Below are 17,744 nucleotides of genomic sequence, written 5' to 3'. Positions count from 1 at the left end.
GAGCTGTCATCCAGCCGCTTTTAACCCGTTTCCTGTTGCTGTCACCGTCCCGGTGCACTGAACCTCAGACGCGCCAGGCCGACGACGTCGTGCGGCGACACGGTGCTAGCGTTCATCATCATACCATCAGCGACACGGAATCCCCGGCCTATGGCATTCGGTCTGGAAGACGACCACCCATTCCATGCAGTGCCTGCCCCGGTTTCCGGGTTTGCCTTGTCATCCCCGCTGTCTCGGTATCGTCATCGCCCGGTAAGACGCCGTTCACACCGGCGTCACAGGCTCCCCCTAGCCTGAGGCTGAACTTCGCCACCTAACGAAATCCAGGCAAAAGACTGGTGGCCCCACTTCAGAACTATTTCCGATATCCCGAGCAAGGAGTCTCCATGAAACGTCGAACAGGCACGTTCACCCCATCCCCCATTGCCATCGCCCTCCCCCTGGTGACCGCCACGTTGCTGGCTGGCTGCGGCAGCGATGACGACGATGGCCCGTCCACCAACACCGCGACAGTGGAACTGCGCCTGATGGAAACCACTGACATTCACGCCAATGTCATGGACTACAACTACTACAGTGACCAGCCGGATTCCTCCATTGGCCTGGTGCGCACCGCCACGCTCATTCGCGAGGCCCGCAACGAGATGAGCGAGGCCCCAAACAGCGTGCTGGTGGACAATGGCGACCTGATCCAGGGCAGCCCCATGGGTGACTGGCGCCATGCCGAAGGCATGTCAGCGGAGGACGTGCACCCGGTCTACAAGGCCATGAACGAGCTGGACTACACCGTGGGCAACTATGGCAACCATGAGTTCAACTATGGCCTGGAATACCTGGCCGAAAGCGTTAACGATGCCAGCTTCCCCTACATCAGCGCCAACATCTACGCCGATGATGGCGACGACAACCCGGACAACGATGTCCCCTATTTCGATCCCTACCTGCTGGTGGACAAACAGGTCCAGGATAACGAAGGTAACCTGTACGAACTGACTATCGGCTTTATCGGGTTCGTGCCCCCGCAGATCATGCAATGGGACAAGGACAACCTGACCGGCCAGGTGATCGCCAAGGACATTCGCGCCACCGCCGAAAAATTCGTGCCCGAGATGAAGGAAAAGGGTGCCGACCTGATCGTGGCCATTCCTCACTCTGGCGTCAGCACCCAGGCCTACAGCGAGGACGCCAAGGCGGAGAACAGTACCTGGTACCTCTCGGAAGTAGAGGGTATCGACGCCATCATGTTCGGCCACAGCCACCTCGTGTTTCCCTCCGACGCCTTCGCGGACACCGCGGAAGTGGACATCGACAAGGGCACCATCAAGGGCATTCCCGCCGTCATGCCCGGCTACTGGGGCAGCCACCTGGGCATCATCGACCTGACCCTGAAGTACAATGTGGACAGCGACGCCTGGACCGTGGCGGACAGCCAGGTCGAGGCGCGGCCGATCCAGGTGGACGGCGAATCCGTGGTGGATGCGGACAGCACCATCGCCGCCCTGCTGGCCGAGGATGACCAGGCCACCCGCGACTACATGGGCACCCCCATCGGCGAGTCCACCGACGACATGTTCTCCTTCCTGGCAGTGGTAAAGGACGACCCGTCGATCCAGATCGTCAGCGACGCCCAGAAGGCCTATGTGGAGGAACTGATCCAGGGGGACGTCAACCTGCAGGACCTGCCAGTGCTTTCCGCCGCCGCGCCGTTCAAGGCCTGCGACCGTGAAGGTATCTGTGCCGAGGAAAGCAGCTTCACCACCGTGCCCGCCGGAGAACTCACCCTGCGTAACGCCGCCGACCTCTACCTGTATCCGAACACCCTGATGGCGGTGAAACTCAACGGCGATGAACTCCGGGGCTGGCTGGAGTGCTCTGCCTCCCAGTTCAACCAGATCGACGTGGATTCCACCGCCCCCCAGGAACTGGTGAACTTCACCGGCTTCCCCACCTACAATTTCGATGTCATCGATGGTGTTACCTACCAGATTGACGTCACCCGCCCCCCCAGGACCGACGGTACCTGCAACGTACTGAACCCGGGTGCCCAACGCATCGTGGACCTGCAGTTCGAAGGCCAGCCGGTCACGTCGGACCAGGAGTTCATCGTCGCCAGCAATAACTACCGGGCTAACGGGGGCGTGTTCCCGGGAACCGGCAGCGACCATGTGGTGATCAACTCACCCGACGCCAACCGCACCGTGCTGGCCAATTACATCCGCGACAACAGCCCGGTTACCCCGACTGCGGATGAGAACTGGTCCATTGCACCCATTTCCGCCAGCGTGGACCTGACCGTGGTGTTCCGGGTGCCCAACACCGACCGCGCCCGCAACTTCGTGGCCGACAACGCCATGAACGCCAGCTTCCTGGAAGTGAACGGCAACAACGAGGCGGTCTACGAACTGAACCTGCAGTAACTTCCTCCGAGCCGGAACGGCTGGCCCTGGTCAGGTTGCCAGGGCAGCGAAGGACTCGGCGATGGTCGGGGGGGCTCCGTACAGTTTCATGGTGTCCAGCTCCGTTCGTTTGCAGGAAGGAAAATCTGTCTGACTCCCTGACTAGTCGGGCTGAAGGAAACGAAATCGACACGTCCCTATAACGGCTAGCCGCGAACCGCAGCCTCAATCGTAGCGATATCAATTTTCCCCATCTGCATCATCGCCTCAAAGGCCCGCTTGGCCCTGGCGGGGTCGGGATCGGTAACGGCCTCGGTCAGTACGATCGGGGTTATCTGCCAGGAGATTCCCCACTTGTCCCTGCACCAGCCGCAGGCGCTTTCCTTGCCTCCGTTGCCGACAATGGCATTCCAGTAGCGATCCGTTTCAGCCTGGTCTCTCGTGGCTACCTGAAATGAAAACGCCTCATCGTGCGTGAACGCTGGCCCGCCATTAAGTCCCAGGCATGGAATACCCAATACAGTGAACTCAACGGTGATAACATCTCCCGCTTTGCCTGCGGGATAATCCCCCGGTGCACGGTTAACGGCAAGGACCTCCGAATCCGGAAACGTATCGGCGTAAAAGCGTGCTGCTTCCTCGGCAGTGCCGTCGTACCAGAGGCAGATTCTGTTCTTTGGTGTGGTCGTCATGATTCAGTGCTCCTTGGTCAACGTAGATCAGCTGTATGCGACCTACTGGTAACTTGTCGTGCGAAACCTGACCTGATCGACACGTATGCGCTTTCCCACAATAGAAAAACCCCATATTCCATTCACGCACGTTTTTCGAATTTAGAGTTACACCCAATGTGTCCATGTTGGCAAATATGAAAGAAAGATGATTTAGTGCAAAATTTGATCACTCGACATTCCGCCAGGAGATTCTTTGCGGCTTCCGGGTGATAGCAGGAGATAAACCTCGCTTTTACACTTCCCTGGATCCTGGTGCAAAGACCCCTTTCAGGTCTGAGCTCAGGTACAGATCAGTGTGTTTATTTGGTTGTAATCTGAACTCTTACTTTCCATTAGGTTATGTAAAGATCAAAGTTACAACGTAAATTATAAAAAAGAGGTTTCTTATGAAAATGTCAACAAAAATGAAACTGGGGAGCATAGCCGCCGTCCTCGCGTCAGGGCTCTTTATGTCAGGTTCCGCACTCGCTGTCGGCGGCGGTGGCGGCGGTGATTGCAGCGTCAGCACCGAAAGGTCGTTGGGCGCAGAATTTTTTGTACCCAGCGGTGGTGATGGTAACTACAACATCCTCGGCTGGGGTAACGGTACCGGTGGTTCCGTGAGCAACTACGACGGTATGCTGGAGTCTGTCGCGGAGCAATGTATCCTGGTGGCGGCAGCCACTACCTCTCAGTCCGGCGACGGTAGGGATGTGGAAAACGCGGTTAACCGGGCGAAGAGCCGTTACGCCAACATTGTTGGTTCCAATCCGAAGGTCTGTACGTCTGGCCATTCCCAGGGTGGCGGTGGTTCCTTCAACGCCGCGAATCGCCTGGATGCAGACTGCGTCATCGCCGTTCAGCCTGACACCGTCTACACCACCCGCATTGATCGTCCGGTAGCCAGCGACGTCGACGTTGTCTGTATCTTCAGCACAGGGGATACCCTGGCACCGGCATCACCGTTTAACGGCAGGAATTGCCGTAGCAACTCAACCAGGTACACCCAGGAACTTACTTCTGGTACTCACTTTACGCCGACCTCCGGTGATGGCGGCGCCGTTGGCGACGTAATGCGTGAATATGCCGAGCGTTGGTTGGTTAACTAATCGCTTCTAGCGCCAGCTCTTTAAAAACCTCAGCCTATATGGTTGAGGTTTTTTATTATTTGCGTGAATAATTTCTGCTTCGACATTCTTATAATGTTGGTTCTTTAATTTCAGTTCAGTGAGGAAGTCACATGAGAAAATACACAGTCGCTGCCATGGCATTATTGATAGGCACGGTATCCATGGGAGCCTACAGTGAACAGTCTCAACCCGGGGAGTCAGAACAGAAAACAACAGTAGCTAACGAAGAACAGCCATTCTTTGACGATCTGGATGACCGTTACAGCTATGCCTATGGCGCTGAGTTGGCAAAGAACTTCAAGGCCGAGGGCGTTGCATTGGATGTCGACATGCTGGCGACGGCGATGCGAGAGGTATTTGACGGCGACGAAATGAAAATGTCCGATGGAGAAATCGCCGCCACCATCGAAATCTATCAGCGGATTCATAATAAAAAGAAAGACGCAGAACGGGCCGTGGAGGCTGAGAAAAACGAACGGGAAGGAGAAGCCTTCCTGGCGGAGAATGCCAATAAGGACGGCGTGGTAATCACTGAGAGCGGTTTGCAGTACAAGGTCATCACCGAAGGTGATGGTGACTATAACCCGACGGCAGACGATGAAGTGACTGTGCACTATCGAGGTACCTATGTCGATGGCACCGAATTCGACAGTACCTACAGCCGTAATGAACCGTACACCGTTGAAGTCAAGCGACTCATCGAAGGTTGGGCCGAAGCACTCCAGTTGATGTCAGTAGGCTCCAGGTGGGAGCTGTATATTCCTTCCGACATTGCCTATGGAGAGGAAGGAGCAGGACAATACGTTGGCCCGAATGCCGTGCTGGTATTTGATGTTGAGCTACTGGAAATTAATAAGATGAAAGACTCGTAAGCGCTATGTAATAGCCCCCCCCAGGCCACTAAAAATACTGAACTTTATTAAGCCCCTGAGGCGAAGAACGACCTCTTCCAAGGCTATGGATCATCATACCTGTCGTGCTTCCCTTCTGTGCAAAGGGTCATTATTAATTACTTTGAGATTCCACGAATATACCTATTTTTGAATTTCGTGTGATAGCAAGAGGAAAGCCTGGCTTTTACCCTATTTGTGACCCTGCACCAGACGCTAGACGTCAGGTTTGGGCGCAGGTGCTTTCAGTACGTTTTCATGGTTGTAATTTGAATCGTTACTTTTCATGCATTTGTTCAAGTGTAAAAAATATCAACATAACGTACAAACAAAGGGGTTTGTTATGAAACTGTCAACAAAGATGAAACTTGGAAGCATTGCAGCCGTTCTGGCCTCAGGACTTTTTATGTCAGGCTCAGCGCTGGCCGTCGGTGGTGGCGGCGGCGGTGCCTGCGACGTTGACACCGAACGAGGTTCCGGCGCTCGGTTCTTTGTACCGAGCGGTGGTAGCGGTAATTACAACATTCTGGGCTGGGGCAACGGGACCGGCGGTACCGTAAGCGCATACAGCGGCATGCTGGAGTCTGTTGCAGAGCAGTGTGTCCTGGTCGCCGCTGCCACCACTACCCAGTCCGGAAATGGCAGGGATGTGGAAAGCGCGGTTAACCAGGCGAAGAGCCGTTACAGCAACATTGTTGGGTCAGATCCCAAAGTCTGTACCTCTGGTCACTCTCAAGGTGGCGGTGGTTCTTTCAATGCTGCGAATCGCCTGGATGCGGATTGCGTGATCGCCGTTCAGCCCGACACCGTTTACACCACCCGGATCGATCGCCCTGTGGCTAGCGATGTTGACGTTGTCTGCATCTTCAGCACCGGTGACGTGCTGGCCCCGGCACTGCCCTTCAATGCCAGCAACTGCCGTCGTAACTCGACTCGCTACAGCCAGGAGACAACGTCCGGCACTCACTTTGCCCCCATCGGCGGTACGGGCGGCGAACCTGGCGAGGTAATGCGCGAATATGCCAACCGTTGGTTGGTTAATAACTAATCACCACTCGACTCTAGCACTTCAGAAAACCCCGGCCTGCCTGGCTGGGGTTTTTTATTACGATGGGCAGGTACTCGTCGTCCTTTGCGTTGTTATGCCTTTCCGTTTTGCCCTTCTTTGCTTCTTCCTGACTTTTTCCTTACAAGCGGTTGATGGGGAGTTTCAGGTAGCTTACCCCGTTGCCTTCCGGCGGCGGCATTCGCCCGCCCCGTATATTCACCTGCACCGAGGGCAGTATCAGTCGCGGCATCTCCAGAGTGGCATCCCTCGCCTCCCGCATACTGACAAATTCCGCCTCGCTAACACCTTCACGGATATGGATGTTGTGGTGTTTCTGCTCACCGACGGTGGTCTGGCAAGCGTATTCTCGCCGGCCTCCGGGATAGTCATGACAGACAAATACACGGGTTTGCTCGGGTAAGGTCAGAAGCTTCCGGATGGAGCGATACAGGGTACCGGCATCGCCCCCCGGGAAATCGCAACGGGCAGTACCGCTATCGGGCATAAACAGGGTGTCGCCCACGAAAAGGGCATCGCCGATCAGCCAGGCCATGTCTGCCGGGGTATGACCCGGCACATGAATCACCCGGCCTTTCAGCTCGCTGACAGAAAAGGTCTCGCCGTCGCTGAACAGGTGGTCGAACTGACTGCCGTCGCAGAGGAATTCCTTCCCCAGATTAAACACCTCGCGGAATGTCGCCTGCACCTCACGGATATGCTCGCCTATGGCCAGCCGGCCGCCTACCTGATCACGCACAAAGGGTGCAGCGGAAAGATGGTCGGCATGGGCGTGGGTCTCCAGCACCCAGTCGACGGTGAGATTGTGCCGCTTCACAAAGTCCACCAGGCGCTGGGCACCTGCGGTGCAGGTCCGGCCCGCCCTGGGATCGTAATCCAGCACCGGATCTATGACCACAGCATGGCCACCTGCGCCTTCGTACACCACGTAACTCCAGGTTTCGGTGTCCGGGTCGAGGAAGGCTTCTACCTGGGGACGCATGGGGGTTCTCCTGTATTCCGGTCCGACGATAAAATCAATATACTTTTATACATAATATCTGAAAATATATTGTTTTAGTGAAGAGAGATGATCTGATGGCTGATACCTCCCATCTGAGTGTGGCCCAAATGCGCGAGAATGCCGGTGAAGCCACCGCCATGCTGCGGTTATTGGCACACGAGGACCGGCTGCTGCTGCTTTGCCAGCTTAGCCAGGAAGAACTGTGCGTGAGCGACCTGGAGACACGGCTGGCAATTCACCAGCCTACCCTGTCCCAGCAGCTGGGAGTGCTGCGCCGGGAAGGACTGGTGGCCACCCGACGTCAAGGCAAGCATATCCACTACCGAATTGCCGACAAAAGCGTGCTGGTGTTGCTCCAGACGCTCTATGAACTCTATTGCCAACCCAAAGGAGAAGCATCGTGACTGTAGACTGGAATGCATTTACCCCGGTATCGGCGCTGACCGGCGGGGCCCTCATCGGCCTGGCGGCGGTGGCGTTCCTGCTGCTCAACGGTCGCATTGCCGGCATATCCGGCATTGTGGGTGGTCTGCTGCGACCCCAGGCAGGGGATGTCGGCTGGCGGCTGGCCTTCGTCGCGGGCCTGGTACTGGCGCCCGTGATCTGGACAGTGGCATGGGCTGCTCCGGAACTGACCATCGCCGCCAGCTACCCGATACTGGTCATCGCTGGCCTGATTGTTGGCATCAGCACCCGGTACGGCAGCGGCTGCACCAGCGGGCACGGGGTCTGCGGGATCTCCAGGCTGTCGCCGCGCTCCCTGGTGGCCACCGTTTGCTTCATGGCCACCGGCTTTGCCACTGTCTACGTCGCCCGTCATCTGCTGGGGAACTGATATGAACCGCCACCTTCTTTCCGCACTGATCACCGGCCTGGTATTCGGACTGGGCTTACTGGTGTCCGGCCTGGCCAATCCGGCCAAGGTACTGGCCTTCCTGGATCTTGCTGGCGCCTGGGATCCTTCCCTGGCACTGGTGATGGGGGCTGCGGTGGCCGTTGGCCTGGTAGGCTTCCGGCTCGCCAGGGGCCGAAACCGCTCATGGCTGGGCGCGCCCCTGCGTCTACCCACCGCCACACACCTGGACAAGCGCCTGATTTTGGGTGGACTGGGCTTCGGCGTGGGCTGGGGTCTGGCCGGCTTCTGCCCGGGCCCTGCCCTGGTGGCATTGGGAGCAGGCGAACTCAAGGCTATAGTGTTCGTCGCGGCAATGCTGGCAGGTATGGGGCTGTTTGAAATACTGGAGCAACGCCGCGCTGGCTAATTTCAATGTCGCGCTCTTTAGTAAGCCGGCCTCAGACACTAATGAGGTGGTGCAGGCAAAGAGGACTACCGCCAATAACAGCGCTACCGTAATCCAGGCTCTGATTGTGCACGGCTTTAATCCTGCCTGCCCCCTGAACCACCTACCTTTCGGCGTCGGGCTGTTTTCTCAACATACATCTGTCGGTCAGCATCGGATATAGCACCCAGCAGTCCGAGCTTCGGATCACGGGTAGCTGTACCTATCGAGGCCGCAACACCGTTCCTGGCAAAGGACGAACGTACCCTATCAAGAAGGCTATCCAACTCAGTCCGGCCGCATTCGACTGCCATGACCCCGAACTCATCACCACCAAGTCGAGCTACCAGGTCGCTTTCTCTTACAGCGTCCTTGAGGGCCAGAGCCACACGACATAGCAAATCATCTCCCTGGGCATGCCCCTGGGTGTCGTTGATCTCTTTGAGACCATCCACATCGACGATCATTATGCTCGTAGGACTGCCATACCGACCGGCCCTGGCTTCTTCCGCCTCAATGGCTGCCCCCCAACCGCGTCGATTGACAAGACCTGTCAGATCGTCCGTTGTTGCTTCACGCCGGCTCTTCTCCAGAGCCCTTTCTATATCGACAGCCAACAGTTCACTCGATAACACGGTTCCAAGAAGCTTTCCCAACAACTCAACGAGCGGGAGTTCGTTCTCCATTGACTCCCTTTTCGCACTAGGGTCAATCGCGCAGAGCGTGCCAAACAATGAACCGTCATTTCTGCATACAGGAACTCCGATATACGCACCTATCTCAATCTGTTCATTGATGGGCGCTTCCGCATAAACAGCCACTTCAGAGGCGTTGGGCGCCACTCTTGGACCCTCTCCCCGGGCCATGCGAGAGCAATAGCTATCCACCCACTGGAACACGGTCCCCTCCTCTACACCGTACCGGTGATCATCTGCCTGAAGCACGATCCAGTCATGGCCCTCGGTCCGTGTCATCATCCACAAGCCCATGTCTATTCGATCATGAAGGAAACGGAGAACGGCACGACTAGCCGACTCGAAGTCGTTGAAGGGGTTCATATCGATCGGTGGCTGTTCCATTCAACTTCCTTTAGGCGAATTTCCAGCATAGAGCCGAAGATGCGATGGCGAGGGTTCTGCGCGGTACCTATATCCTTAATGGTTGTAGTCCCGTCTTGATGACTTTAGCGTGGCCCGTCCTTGATAACTGCTGTTTTTCTCAATCACCCTGTCGGAACATTTTACACTGAAAGCCCTCGGACCAGAACTTACTGGCTCAATACTCACTCCTGCACCCCAGCAATCTCTTCACCCATTCGAGGTCGATTGCACTGGCACTTCCCTTCCTCCATCCCTTGCACAAATTATATTATGATCATAATATGATGGCCGAAATATAAAACGGCCACTGAACAACCGCCCCGAATGGAAAACCCTTCACCGGAGCGCACAGTGCCTTGCATTCAATGATTCCTGGTTCAACCCACAGCCCCGGAGGCCGGCATGAAGATGGACAACCACCCCACTGTTGTAAAGGTTCGCGCCAACGGCGCCGCCCAAAAACGTTCAGGTCCTATTGACGCGACCTTCCTGAAGGACCTGGCCCTGGAATGCGGTGCTGACGATGTCGGCCTGGTGGAGGTCAACCGGCCAGCGCTGGAAATGGACCGCCCCTATATCGGCAAGGTGTTCGAGCCGGCGAAGTCGTTGCTGTCGTTCGTCATAAGAATGAACCGGGAACCGGTACGCTCGCCCGCCCGCTCCGTCGCCAATCAGGAATTCCACGCCGTCTATGACGACGTGAATGACACGGCCCGACGAATCGTCCGTGCACTGGAGGCCCAGGGCATCCCCGCCTGCAATGCCGTCGCCGCCTTTCCCATGGAGGTGCAGCTTCCCGGGCGCGGCTGGATGGTGTCGCACAAGCCCGTTGCGGTGGAAGCCGGGCTGGGGATGATCGGCCTGCACCGGAACGTCATTCACCCGAAGTTCGGCAGCTTCGTGCTCCTGGGCACCATACTCATCGGCGAGGAAGCCACCGCCTACGATAAACCGATCGACTACAACCCCTGCCTGGGCTGCAACCTGTGCGTGGCGGCCTGCCCCGTGGGTGCCATCAAGACCGACGGTGGCTTCGACTTCATGAGCTGCTTCACCCATAACTACCGTGAGTTCCTGGGCAATTTCGGCGACTGGGTCCATACCCTCGCCGATGCCAAAAGCGCCAAGGACTACCGCAAGCGCTTCACGGATGGGGAAACGGCCTCCATCTGGCAGTCCCTGTCCTTCAAGCCCGGCTACAAGGCGGCCTACTGCCTGGCCGTCTGCCCGGCCGGCGAGGATGCCATCAACCCCTTCCTCGAAGACAAGAAGAGTTACGTCAAGCAGGTACTGCGGCCGTTAACGGAACAGGAGGAAACCGTCTACGTGCTACCCCACTCGGACGCCGAAAAACACGCGGGACAACGGTTCCCTCACAAGGAAATCAAACGGGTTCGCCCACAGATTCGTCCGCAATCCGTGGACATGCTCCTGCGCATGATGCCACTCAGCTTCCAGCGGGGCCGTGCCAAAGGGGTGGACGCCCGCTATCACTGGACCTTTACCGGCGACGAGAAGATCCAGGCCACGATCGAGATAAAGGACAGCCAACTCACCATCGAACGCGACCATGTGGGAGAAGCGGACATCACAGTGACCGCCGACTCGGCAACCTGGCTCAAGGTCGTCTCCCGCGAGTACAACGTGCTGGCCGCCCTCGCGCTCCGAAAGGTCCGGGTCAAAGGGGACATGACGTTATTTCGCGCCTTTGGGAAATGCTTTGTCTGAACAGGTTGGGGCTGGAGTTGGCAGAGTATCGAGTGGTCTCCAGCATAATGGCGGAGTAGGAGCACGCCTTTCCTGCACCACTGTCAGGAATTATTACACTGTCTCCCGAATGCCGAAGCGCCCGTGATTCCAATTTACTCATAAGGGGAGCTTTTCCCGCTGATGGTGCGTTTATTGCGCGACTCACCGCAACATAAACGCGCCGGAGAATCACCATGAGCTATCGAGTATCCACCTCACTGCTCGCGCTGCTGATAGCGATGGTCTCAGCGCCTGTACATGCCCTGCCCATCACATTTACCGCGACCCTCAGCGGCGACCAGGAAGCGCCCCCGGTGACCACTGCGGCCAGCGGCACGGCGACACTGACACTGAACGAAGCCCAGACGCGCCTTGAGATCATGGTCACGCTTTCGGGCCTCGACCTGAACGGCTCGCAGACAGCGGATCCCGGCGACAACGTGGTGGCAATGCATATTCATGCAGCACCGCCCCAGATCAACGGAGGCGTGGTCTTCGGCCTAATGAGCCCAAACAACGACCTGAACGGCGATCTCGTCATCGACCCCGTTGCCGGCACGGTATTCAGCGCCTGGGATCTACTCGAGGGCAACAACACGACACTCTCTGAACAACTGTCGGCCCTTTTGCAGGGTAACCTCTACCTCAACTTCCACACACTCGACCATCCTGGAGGCGAATTACGCGGCCAGATCGTGCGGGTCCCCGAACCCGGTTCACTGCTGATACTGGGGCTGGGCCTACTAGGCCTCGCGGTTACACGTCGCCGACGGTAACAGTGGTCAGAATGCGTAATACCCGCAGCCCACGTCAATCCTTGCGACCGCCAGCCTTGGAACGGAAAGTCGAAAAGAATATTTTCAACTTGTTCGAGCGGGTCGTGCTCTTTCGGTCGGATCTCTACAGGCATCACGTCACAAGGACTGGAAGCGGTAACCGGTGGCTGCTGAGCTTGGCCTTCAACCGGGTCTGAGCCGGAACCGCCAAATACTGAGAGTTTGGGGAACCGGTACTGGGAGAACCGGAACCGGCCTGTTTTTTTGAAGAGTCGACGCCCTTGAAATAAATCTGTCCACTTTCTTCTTGCCCTTTTCTTCTTGCCCTCGCGCTCCGAAAGATTTGGGTCAAAGGGGACATGACGTTATTTCGCGCCTTTGGGAGATGCTTTGTCTGAACAGATCCATACGAAGTCCCACAAAAAATCCGGCGGCGCTGTCGAAAAGGCATTCCCCAATTCGACTCATGGATGAGTCTATCTAACCAGGGAGCCCGATCATGAATATCGAAACCACCATCAAAACCCTCTCACAGCGCTGGATGGAGGCTGCTGCCAACAATGACCTGGATGCGGTCATGGCGCTGTATCACACTGACATTCGTTCGTTTGATGCCATTCTTGCCTTGCAGGTGGAGGGGGCAGCGGCGTACCGGGAGCACTGGGGAAAATGTATGGAGTCCTGCCCCGGCGATCCTTTTTTTGAAATGTACGATCTGAAGGTGGAGGCCTCCGATTCGCTGGCAGTGGCTCACAGCCTGACCTATTGCGGGGCGACGTTAGATGGCGAGAAACAGGGTGGCTGGATGCGCGGCACCCAGGTGTGGCGTCGGGATGGTGAGCAATGGCGGATCGTGCACGAACACTTTTCCTGCCCGTTCAATCCGGAAGACATGTCACTGATCATGGAGTGGCAACCGAGCCATGACCCGGTTCGGGTCAATTAGGGTCCGGTCCGGGTAATTCGTTAACCGACTAATCCACTGAGCGCCTTGAGAGCAAGGCGCTGTGGCGAAAACCGCTACTCGATTTCGAAGGGGCTGTCAGGAACGAACCGCAACGGGGCATCCTGTTTTCGCCAAACGACTACCTGGACCGACGACGATCCACGGCCTGACGCCCCCACTTCCCCCGACTTACATCCTACTGACGGCTGCCAGGGGCCAGATGTGGTGAAAATTCGTGATCTAAACCCAAACCTGTCGCCAGAAGCTCATTCTCGCCGATTGGACTGAACTCCCAGCCCTTCGCCAGGTTGACGGTATCGGCAGCACTTGGTGTCTTACCAAATTCCAGATTTTCAAGCCCTCCCTCAGGGGGCCCCATATGGGATGTTATCGAACAACCGGTGAGGAACAGAACGAACGCGCCGGGCAAGATCAGGCGCATGCCTATCGATATCACTTTCATCGCAGCCTCCGTATCCGCAAATAGAGCACAGTGATTACGCCTGTCCGTCTCTCATTCGTTTTTCTCACAGCCTTTCTTGCTTTTGTGTGTCTTGACAGCTTTACAAAGGGGGACGCTCTTCAGTCTATATGATTATCTGGAACTGGTGGATTACACCGGGGCGGATCATCAATCCCAACAAGCGCGGACACATACCGGAACACCAACCGCCCATCCTGAAAAGACTCGAACTCAGTACCAACGGATGGCTTGCCGAAGCCGCTGAGTTCGAAGAACGGTACCAGGACAACCACCAAAAGCTTCTTCTTTTAGCTATGCCTGACTCTAATCTTTTCATGGTCACGATGACCGTTTTCCCGGTCAGAAGACATCTCGTCAAATCACCGTTACGTTGGGGCAGGAGGTTGCCGGACGTAGATTGGTGTGGAATACTTTCTACGGTTCGTAGACCGGACCAGAGACGTTGTCCGAACGTTCGGTTCAGGGCATACGGCATCAGGACGCTTCTATTTCAAGATTTATAGTAGTTCTCTGAAATAGTGCAATTTCAAGGATAGATACAGGAGCCTCGCCATGACGGATATCGTCATCCCCCGACACTCGTCCACCCTTTCTGATTTTTGTGAACCCTCAGCAGCCCTCGACGACTACGCGAGAGCTCGTCAAGCGATGTTTGGCTGTCAATCCGTATCCAAGGACTATGCCTACTGTCTCGCGATCGATCCGAGCCCGCAGGATCAGGCGGTCAGCAATATGCTTAACAGCCTACCCGAGAAGTCCAGACAGCGGCTTGGCTGCTGCGTGGACCAGCATGGGCAGGACACGGTTCGGTTGGCGTTATTTGTCGAGTGGGTTCAGAGTCAACTAAATCCAGACAATGCCAGCAGTACCAACTCGGCTGCCGGTATGGGAGCCACGATTCTTGGTGCCAGGACGAACAGTTTTATGAATGCGCTGAGTCAGTACCAGGAGGCGCTTGTAAAGCTGAACGAGTTCTCCCGAGTGGGACGAGGCCCTGCTCAGACGAAAGCCCAGTTGAGGCAAAACGTTCAATCGACCTACGAGCGGCTTAACCGTTACTTCCAGCAAGAACTACAACGACTGGCTCCGGGTTCTGACTTTGGCAAGAACAAAGGTACCGCGATCACCGGAGCCGATCGCGGTGTCACATTGGCTGAACGGCATAAGGGACGTGGGATTCATGTCGCCGACATGCATGAAGGCCAGGCTGTCAGCCGTTTTTCTCAGGGCCTGCAATATGCCGGACGTGGCATCATTGTGGCGGATGTGGGATTCAGGGCCAACAAGGTTTACCAGAGCTACCGGAATGAAGAAGAGTGGGAGCGGGAACTCGTTGCACAAACCGGCGGTCTGGCTGGCGCCACCTCAGCAGGGTTTGTCACTGGCAAAACGGTAGCCATGACTATGGCCCGAGTCGCATTAGCAGCCACACCCTGGGGATGGGCGCTGATGATTGGCTCCGCAGTTGCCGTTGGTGCTTACGCCGCGTATCAAGCTGACGAGCGTGGCCAGAACCTTTTTGGAAGAATCTACGACTACTTTACGGGCGACTGACGCATGGATGGAGAGCTCATATTTGCATTTGTGTTCGCCGGATGCCTGCTAACGGTCATGGTTTCCTGGCTGGTTTTTGGCCGTTTGTCCATGGCGAGAATCGAGAAAGCCATCATGGCAGAAGGCAAGCCCCGTCCCTGCCCGTGGGATGGGGTTGGCGGGCGGCTGGTATGGTACGCATACGCTGTCGCATTACCAGAATTTTTCTTTACTGATGTAGACAACCGTCAGCTCAAAACATCGGATGTAAAGCGATATACAACGAGGGCTGACCGGCTCCGGGCATGGGTGTTCATGGTTGCTGGGCATGGCTTCGTGCTGTTGGTATTCGCTGCCGTGATCTTTGATTTTGGGTGAGGGTCAGAGCCTGAACACCACCCCATCAAGGTGATAGCTCGGTTGTCTCGGGGACAGGCATTCTCGATCTTTTCGAGCTGCATGGCCTATGTAGACCTGAACCCGGTTCGAGCAGCCATGGCAGAAACACCGGAAACGTCCAACTACACCAGTATCCATGAACGAATAGCTCCCAGGTTCAATCTGTCAGAAGCGGTCCAGTCCCAAAGTGAACAGCTCTTCTTGAAGCAATTCCGCCTCCCCGTCAAACCACTACTAAACTTCGAGGGGGCGATCAGAAACCAACCGCAATGGGGCATTCTGTTCTCACTGAACGACTACCTGGAACTGGTGGATTACACCGGGCGAATCATCAATCCCAACAAGCGTGGACACATCCCGGAGCACCAGCCACCGATCCTGAAAAGACTCGGCCTGAGTACCGAGGAATGGCTTGCCGAAGCCACTGAGTTCGAAGACCGATTCCACGACAACCGGCTGGCTCACCTGGACCGACGACGATCCGCTGGCTGACGTATCGCCTCTCCCCTGACTTACACCCTACTGGCTACTGCCAGGGACCGGACGTGAGTAAAATTCGGCGAAATTCAATGATTTTCTAACAAACCTGTCGCCAAAAGCTGATTCCCACCGATCGAACTGAGTTCCCTGCCCTTCACCAACCACCAAGGTTACCGGATGAAGCTCTCTTCTTAGTATGTGCCTGTCTCTTAGTAGAGAGTATGTCTTAGTAGTATGCTACTCCATAGCTTCTACTCGCTAACGCGGAGCACACCGGCGCCACGCACGTGGCGTCCGGTGCTGTGAATTGTTATAAGGGCAACGACAAAATAACCATAAATATCAGAACAATAACGGTCGACCATAGAAAAAATTTTGCAAGCGGTCTGTTGGAACCAACTATCTCACTACGAACTTTTTGCCCGTAGTCTTTCGCCTCGGTGTCACTCATTTCGGGACAGTGAGGACACTCCAAGTGCTTAGATGGATAATATAAACTGCACCGAGAGCAATGGACGCCATCCAATTCTGGACCTGGAATCCCGCCGCCATCCATTTAAGTCCCCTTATAACGCTCAGCACAGCCGCCGTAGGTCGGCCTGCTGCTTCTTGTATGGATAATTTCTGCCGTGTTTGGGTAAATTGAGGCCCACCCCCAGCGGCCACTGGGGGCCTTCATGCAGCAGCTCGGTGTAGCGACGGCTCCTCTTTCGAGAGACCGATAACAAGTGCGTAGCGCTGCATGACTCTCAAGCGATAACTCGAACAGTCATCGGGGCCTCGAGCCCGTATAGCAAGGCAGAGTCAGCTTATTATGAAACACACGGAAGTCCAAACCCCAGTCAACATCGGTATCGACGTCGGCAAAGCCAACCTGGACGTTGCCATCCACCCCACCGGACAATCGCATTCCTTTCCCAATAACGACGCCTACATCCGCCATCTGGTCCAGGTCCTGAAGAAGTACGACATCGAGCGTATCGTTGTCGAAGCCACCGGGCGCTACGAGCATGCCCTGGTGTCAGCCTGCCACCAGGCGGGATTACCGATCATTGTCGTCAATCCCATCAGTGTCCGCCGCTACGCCCAGGCCATCGGTGTGCTGGCGAAAACCGACCGGATCGATGCCCAGGTCATCGCCCGATATGCCGCCACCATCAAGCCGGAGTTCAGACCGATCCCGGACAAAACCTCTCAGAAAATCAAAGACCTCCTGGCACGACGGGCACAGCTTTTGGAGATGTCCACCATGGAGAAAAACCGTCTCCAGATCATGCCAAAATCACTCCATCGCTCCATCAAAACCCTGCTCCGAGTGCTCCAGAATCAGATCGACACCATCACCCGGCAGATCGAACAGGAAGTGGCCAAAGTGGATCACTGGCGAACCAAAACCGAAATCCTGACCAGTGTCCCCGGCGTCGGCAAAGTGCTTGCCTATACGTTGCTCAGTGAGCTGCCAGAGCTTGGCTCTCTCAACCGAAAGGAGATTGCTGCCCTGGTCGGGGTCGCACCTATTAACCGGGACAGTGGCAAGCTCAACGGCAAGCGACGGATACGGGGAGGACGCCACAGAGTACGCACGGTGATGTTCATGGCCATGCTCTCATCGATCCAGTGCAACCCCGTGTTCAAGCGATTCTACGAGCGCCTGAAAGCCCAGGGGAAGATGCCGAAAGTCGCCCTCATCGCCTGCATGAGAAAGATGATCGTGGTGCTCAATACCATGATGAAAAACGGTGAGCCATGGCGTGAAAATATGGCCTAATTAATGAGTTTGACACCACAGTCACTTGTTA

The 17,744-nt window shown here is 56.1% G+C and carries 18 protein-coding genes; 14 read left to right on the top strand and 4 right to left on the bottom strand.

Annotation, left to right across the window (positions count from 1 at the left end; genetic code table 11):
• Positions 1-386: 386 nt before the first annotated feature.
• Positions 387-2,417: a bifunctional 2',3'-cyclic-nucleotide 2'-phosphodiesterase/3'-nucleotidase gene (locus tag ACJO3T_RS13605; protein ID WP_406978796.1), complete on the top strand. Its 2,031-nt coding sequence runs from the start codon at positions 387-389 to the stop codon at positions 2,415-2,417.
• A gap of 185 nt (positions 2,418-2,602) precedes the next feature.
• Here ACJO3T_RS13605 and ACJO3T_RS13600 read toward each other — a convergent pair whose 3' ends face one another.
• Positions 2,603-3,088 (bottom strand): VOC family protein, encoded by a 486-nt coding sequence (locus ACJO3T_RS13600; RefSeq protein WP_406978795.1) that lies wholly within the window; start codon positions 3,086-3,088, stop codon positions 2,603-2,605.
• Between the two features lie 491 nt (positions 3,089-3,579).
• Here ACJO3T_RS13600 and ACJO3T_RS13595 point away from each other — a divergent pair, with 491 nt between their 5' ends.
• The 3 genes from ACJO3T_RS13595 to ACJO3T_RS13585 all read left to right on the top strand — a co-directional run bounded on the left by ACJO3T_RS13595 (position 3,580) and on the right by ACJO3T_RS13585 (position 6,177).
• Positions 3,580-4,218: a hypothetical protein gene (locus ACJO3T_RS13595; RefSeq protein WP_406963412.1), complete on the top strand. Its 639-nt coding sequence runs from the start codon at positions 3,580-3,582 to the stop codon at positions 4,216-4,218.
• A 131-nt stretch (positions 4,219-4,349) separates the two neighbouring features.
• Complete coding sequence (gene bamJ / locus ACJO3T_RS13590) at positions 4,350-5,111, top strand: BamJ family beta-barrel-assembly machinery protein (protein WP_406978794.1); 762 nt, start codon at positions 4,350-4,352, stop codon at positions 5,109-5,111.
• Between the two features lie 361 nt (positions 5,112-5,472).
• Entirely contained in the window at positions 5,473-6,177 is a 705-nt protein-coding gene (locus tag ACJO3T_RS13585; RefSeq protein WP_406963414.1) for a hypothetical protein, read from the top strand.
• A 139-nt stretch (positions 6,178-6,316) separates the two neighbouring features.
• Here the strand turns inward: ACJO3T_RS13585 and ACJO3T_RS13580 are convergent, their stop codons facing one another.
• Positions 6,317-7,177 (bottom strand): MBL fold metallo-hydrolase, encoded by an 861-nt coding sequence (locus tag ACJO3T_RS13580; protein WP_406978793.1) that lies wholly within the window; start codon positions 7,175-7,177, stop codon positions 6,317-6,319.
• Positions 7,178-7,272: 95 nt separating this feature from the next.
• On the opposite strand from ACJO3T_RS13580, the gene ACJO3T_RS13575 reads away from it, so the two are divergent.
• From ACJO3T_RS13575 to ACJO3T_RS13565, 3 genes are read left to right on the top strand one after another with little or no spacing between them, the layout of a single operon-like run.
• Complete coding sequence (locus ACJO3T_RS13575) at positions 7,273-7,602, top strand: metalloregulator ArsR/SmtB family transcription factor (RefSeq protein WP_406963416.1); 330 nt, start codon at positions 7,273-7,275, stop codon at positions 7,600-7,602.
• Positions 7,599-8,033: a YeeE/YedE family protein gene (locus ACJO3T_RS13570; protein ID WP_406978792.1), complete on the top strand. Its 435-nt coding sequence runs from the start codon at positions 7,599-7,601 to the stop codon at positions 8,031-8,033. Before ACJO3T_RS13575 ends, ACJO3T_RS13570 begins: the two co-directional genes overlap by 4 nt.
• A gap of 1 nt (position 8,034) precedes the next feature.
• Complete coding sequence (locus ACJO3T_RS13565) at positions 8,035-8,460, top strand: DUF6691 family protein (RefSeq protein ID WP_406978790.1); 426 nt, start codon at positions 8,035-8,037, stop codon at positions 8,458-8,460.
• A 116-nt stretch (positions 8,461-8,576) separates the two neighbouring features.
• Here ACJO3T_RS13565 and ACJO3T_RS13560 read toward each other — a convergent pair whose 3' ends face one another.
• Positions 8,577-9,557, bottom strand: coding sequence for a sensor domain-containing diguanylate cyclase (locus ACJO3T_RS13560; RefSeq protein ID WP_406963419.1), 981 nt, complete (start codon positions 9,555-9,557; stop codon positions 8,577-8,579).
• 423 nt (positions 9,558-9,980) lie between these two features.
• Between ACJO3T_RS13560 and ACJO3T_RS13555 the strand changes: the two genes are divergently transcribed.
• From ACJO3T_RS13555 to ACJO3T_RS13545, 3 genes are all read left to right on the top strand, one after another.
• Entirely contained in the window at positions 9,981-11,306 is a 1,326-nt protein-coding gene (locus ACJO3T_RS13555) for an SCP2 sterol-binding domain-containing protein (protein ID WP_406978789.1), read from the top strand.
• 215 nt (positions 11,307-11,521) lie between these two features.
• Positions 11,522-12,103 (top strand): CHRD domain-containing protein, encoded by a 582-nt coding sequence (locus ACJO3T_RS13550; RefSeq protein WP_406978788.1) that lies wholly within the window; start codon positions 11,522-11,524, stop codon positions 12,101-12,103.
• Between the two features lie 499 nt (positions 12,104-12,602).
• Positions 12,603-13,049, top strand: coding sequence for a YybH family protein (locus ACJO3T_RS13545; protein ID WP_406978787.1), 447 nt, complete (start codon positions 12,603-12,605; stop codon positions 13,047-13,049).
• A gap of 196 nt (positions 13,050-13,245) precedes the next feature.
• On the opposite strand, the gene ACJO3T_RS13540 is transcribed toward ACJO3T_RS13545, so the two are convergent.
• The gene (locus ACJO3T_RS13540; protein ID WP_406963422.1) at positions 13,246-13,512 is read right to left on the bottom strand and encodes a hypothetical protein; all 267 of its coding nucleotides are present in this window, start codon (positions 13,510-13,512) and stop codon (positions 13,246-13,248) included.
• Between the two features lie 573 nt (positions 13,513-14,085).
• Between ACJO3T_RS13540 and ACJO3T_RS13535 the strand changes: the two genes are divergently transcribed.
• The 4 genes from ACJO3T_RS13535 to ACJO3T_RS13520 all read left to right on the top strand — a co-directional run bounded on the left by ACJO3T_RS13535 (position 14,086) and on the right by ACJO3T_RS13520 (position 17,713).
• Positions 14,086-15,087, top strand: coding sequence for a hypothetical protein (locus ACJO3T_RS13535; protein ID WP_406963424.1), 1,002 nt, complete (start codon positions 14,086-14,088; stop codon positions 15,085-15,087).
• A 3-nt stretch (positions 15,088-15,090) separates the two neighbouring features.
• Positions 15,091-15,444 (top strand): hypothetical protein, encoded by a 354-nt coding sequence (locus ACJO3T_RS13530; RefSeq protein ID WP_328184501.1) that lies wholly within the window; start codon positions 15,091-15,093, stop codon positions 15,442-15,444.
• A 222-nt stretch (positions 15,445-15,666) separates the two neighbouring features.
• Positions 15,667-15,957, top strand: coding sequence for a hypothetical protein (locus tag ACJO3T_RS13525; RefSeq protein WP_406978785.1), 291 nt, complete (start codon positions 15,667-15,669; stop codon positions 15,955-15,957).
• Positions 15,958-16,759: 802 nt separating this feature from the next.
• The gene (locus tag ACJO3T_RS13520) at positions 16,760-17,713 is read left to right on the top strand and encodes an IS110 family RNA-guided transposase (RefSeq protein ID WP_406964945.1); all 954 of its coding nucleotides are present in this window, start codon (positions 16,760-16,762) and stop codon (positions 17,711-17,713) included.
• The last annotated feature ends 31 nt before the right edge of the window (positions 17,714-17,744 follow it).

Source organism: Marinobacter shunpengi, from assembly GCF_045449715.1.
In the GTDB taxonomy this organism is placed as follows: Bacteria; Pseudomonadota; Gammaproteobacteria; order Pseudomonadales; family Oleiphilaceae; genus Marinobacter.
This window is presented reverse-complemented; position numbering and strand designations above follow the sequence as displayed.

Coding starts and splice junctions, on each gene's coding strand:
- ACJO3T_RS13535 (WP_406963424.1), top strand. CDS start 14,086: ATGACGGATATCGTCATCCCCCGACACTCGTCCACCCTTTCTGATTTT.
- ACJO3T_RS13560 (WP_406963419.1), bottom strand. CDS start 9,557: ATGGAACAGCCACCGATCGATATGAACCCCTTCAACGACTTCGAGTCG.
- bamJ (WP_406978794.1), top strand. CDS start 4,350: ATGAGAAAATACACAGTCGCTGCCATGGCATTATTGATAGGCACGGTA.
- ACJO3T_RS13545 (WP_406978787.1), top strand. CDS start 12,603: ATGAATATCGAAACCACCATCAAAACCCTCTCACAGCGCTGGATGGAG.
- ACJO3T_RS13600 (WP_406978795.1), bottom strand. CDS start 3,088: ATGACGACCACACCAAAGAACAGAATCTGCCTCTGGTACGACGGCACT.
- ACJO3T_RS13605 (WP_406978796.1), top strand. CDS start 387: ATGAAACGTCGAACAGGCACGTTCACCCCATCCCCCATTGCCATCGCC.
- ACJO3T_RS13530 (WP_328184501.1), top strand. CDS start 15,091: ATGGATGGAGAGCTCATATTTGCATTTGTGTTCGCCGGATGCCTGCTA.
- ACJO3T_RS13595 (WP_406963412.1), top strand. CDS start 3,580: ATGTCAGGTTCCGCACTCGCTGTCGGCGGCGGTGGCGGCGGTGATTGC.
- ACJO3T_RS13540 (WP_406963422.1), bottom strand. CDS start 13,512: ATGAAAGTGATATCGATAGGCATGCGCCTGATCTTGCCCGGCGCGTTC.
- ACJO3T_RS13520 (WP_406964945.1), top strand. CDS start 16,760: ATGAAACACACGGAAGTCCAAACCCCAGTCAACATCGGTATCGACGTC.
- ACJO3T_RS13585 (WP_406963414.1), top strand. CDS start 5,473: ATGAAACTGTCAACAAAGATGAAACTTGGAAGCATTGCAGCCGTTCTG.
- ACJO3T_RS13555 (WP_406978789.1), top strand. CDS start 9,981: ATGAAGATGGACAACCACCCCACTGTTGTAAAGGTTCGCGCCAACGGC.
- ACJO3T_RS13550 (WP_406978788.1), top strand. CDS start 11,522: ATGAGCTATCGAGTATCCACCTCACTGCTCGCGCTGCTGATAGCGATG.
- ACJO3T_RS13575 (WP_406963416.1), top strand. CDS start 7,273: ATGGCTGATACCTCCCATCTGAGTGTGGCCCAAATGCGCGAGAATGCC.
- ACJO3T_RS13565 (WP_406978790.1), top strand. CDS start 8,035: ATGAACCGCCACCTTCTTTCCGCACTGATCACCGGCCTGGTATTCGGA.
- ACJO3T_RS13580 (WP_406978793.1), bottom strand. CDS start 7,177: ATGCGTCCCCAGGTAGAAGCCTTCCTCGACCCGGACACCGAAACCTGG.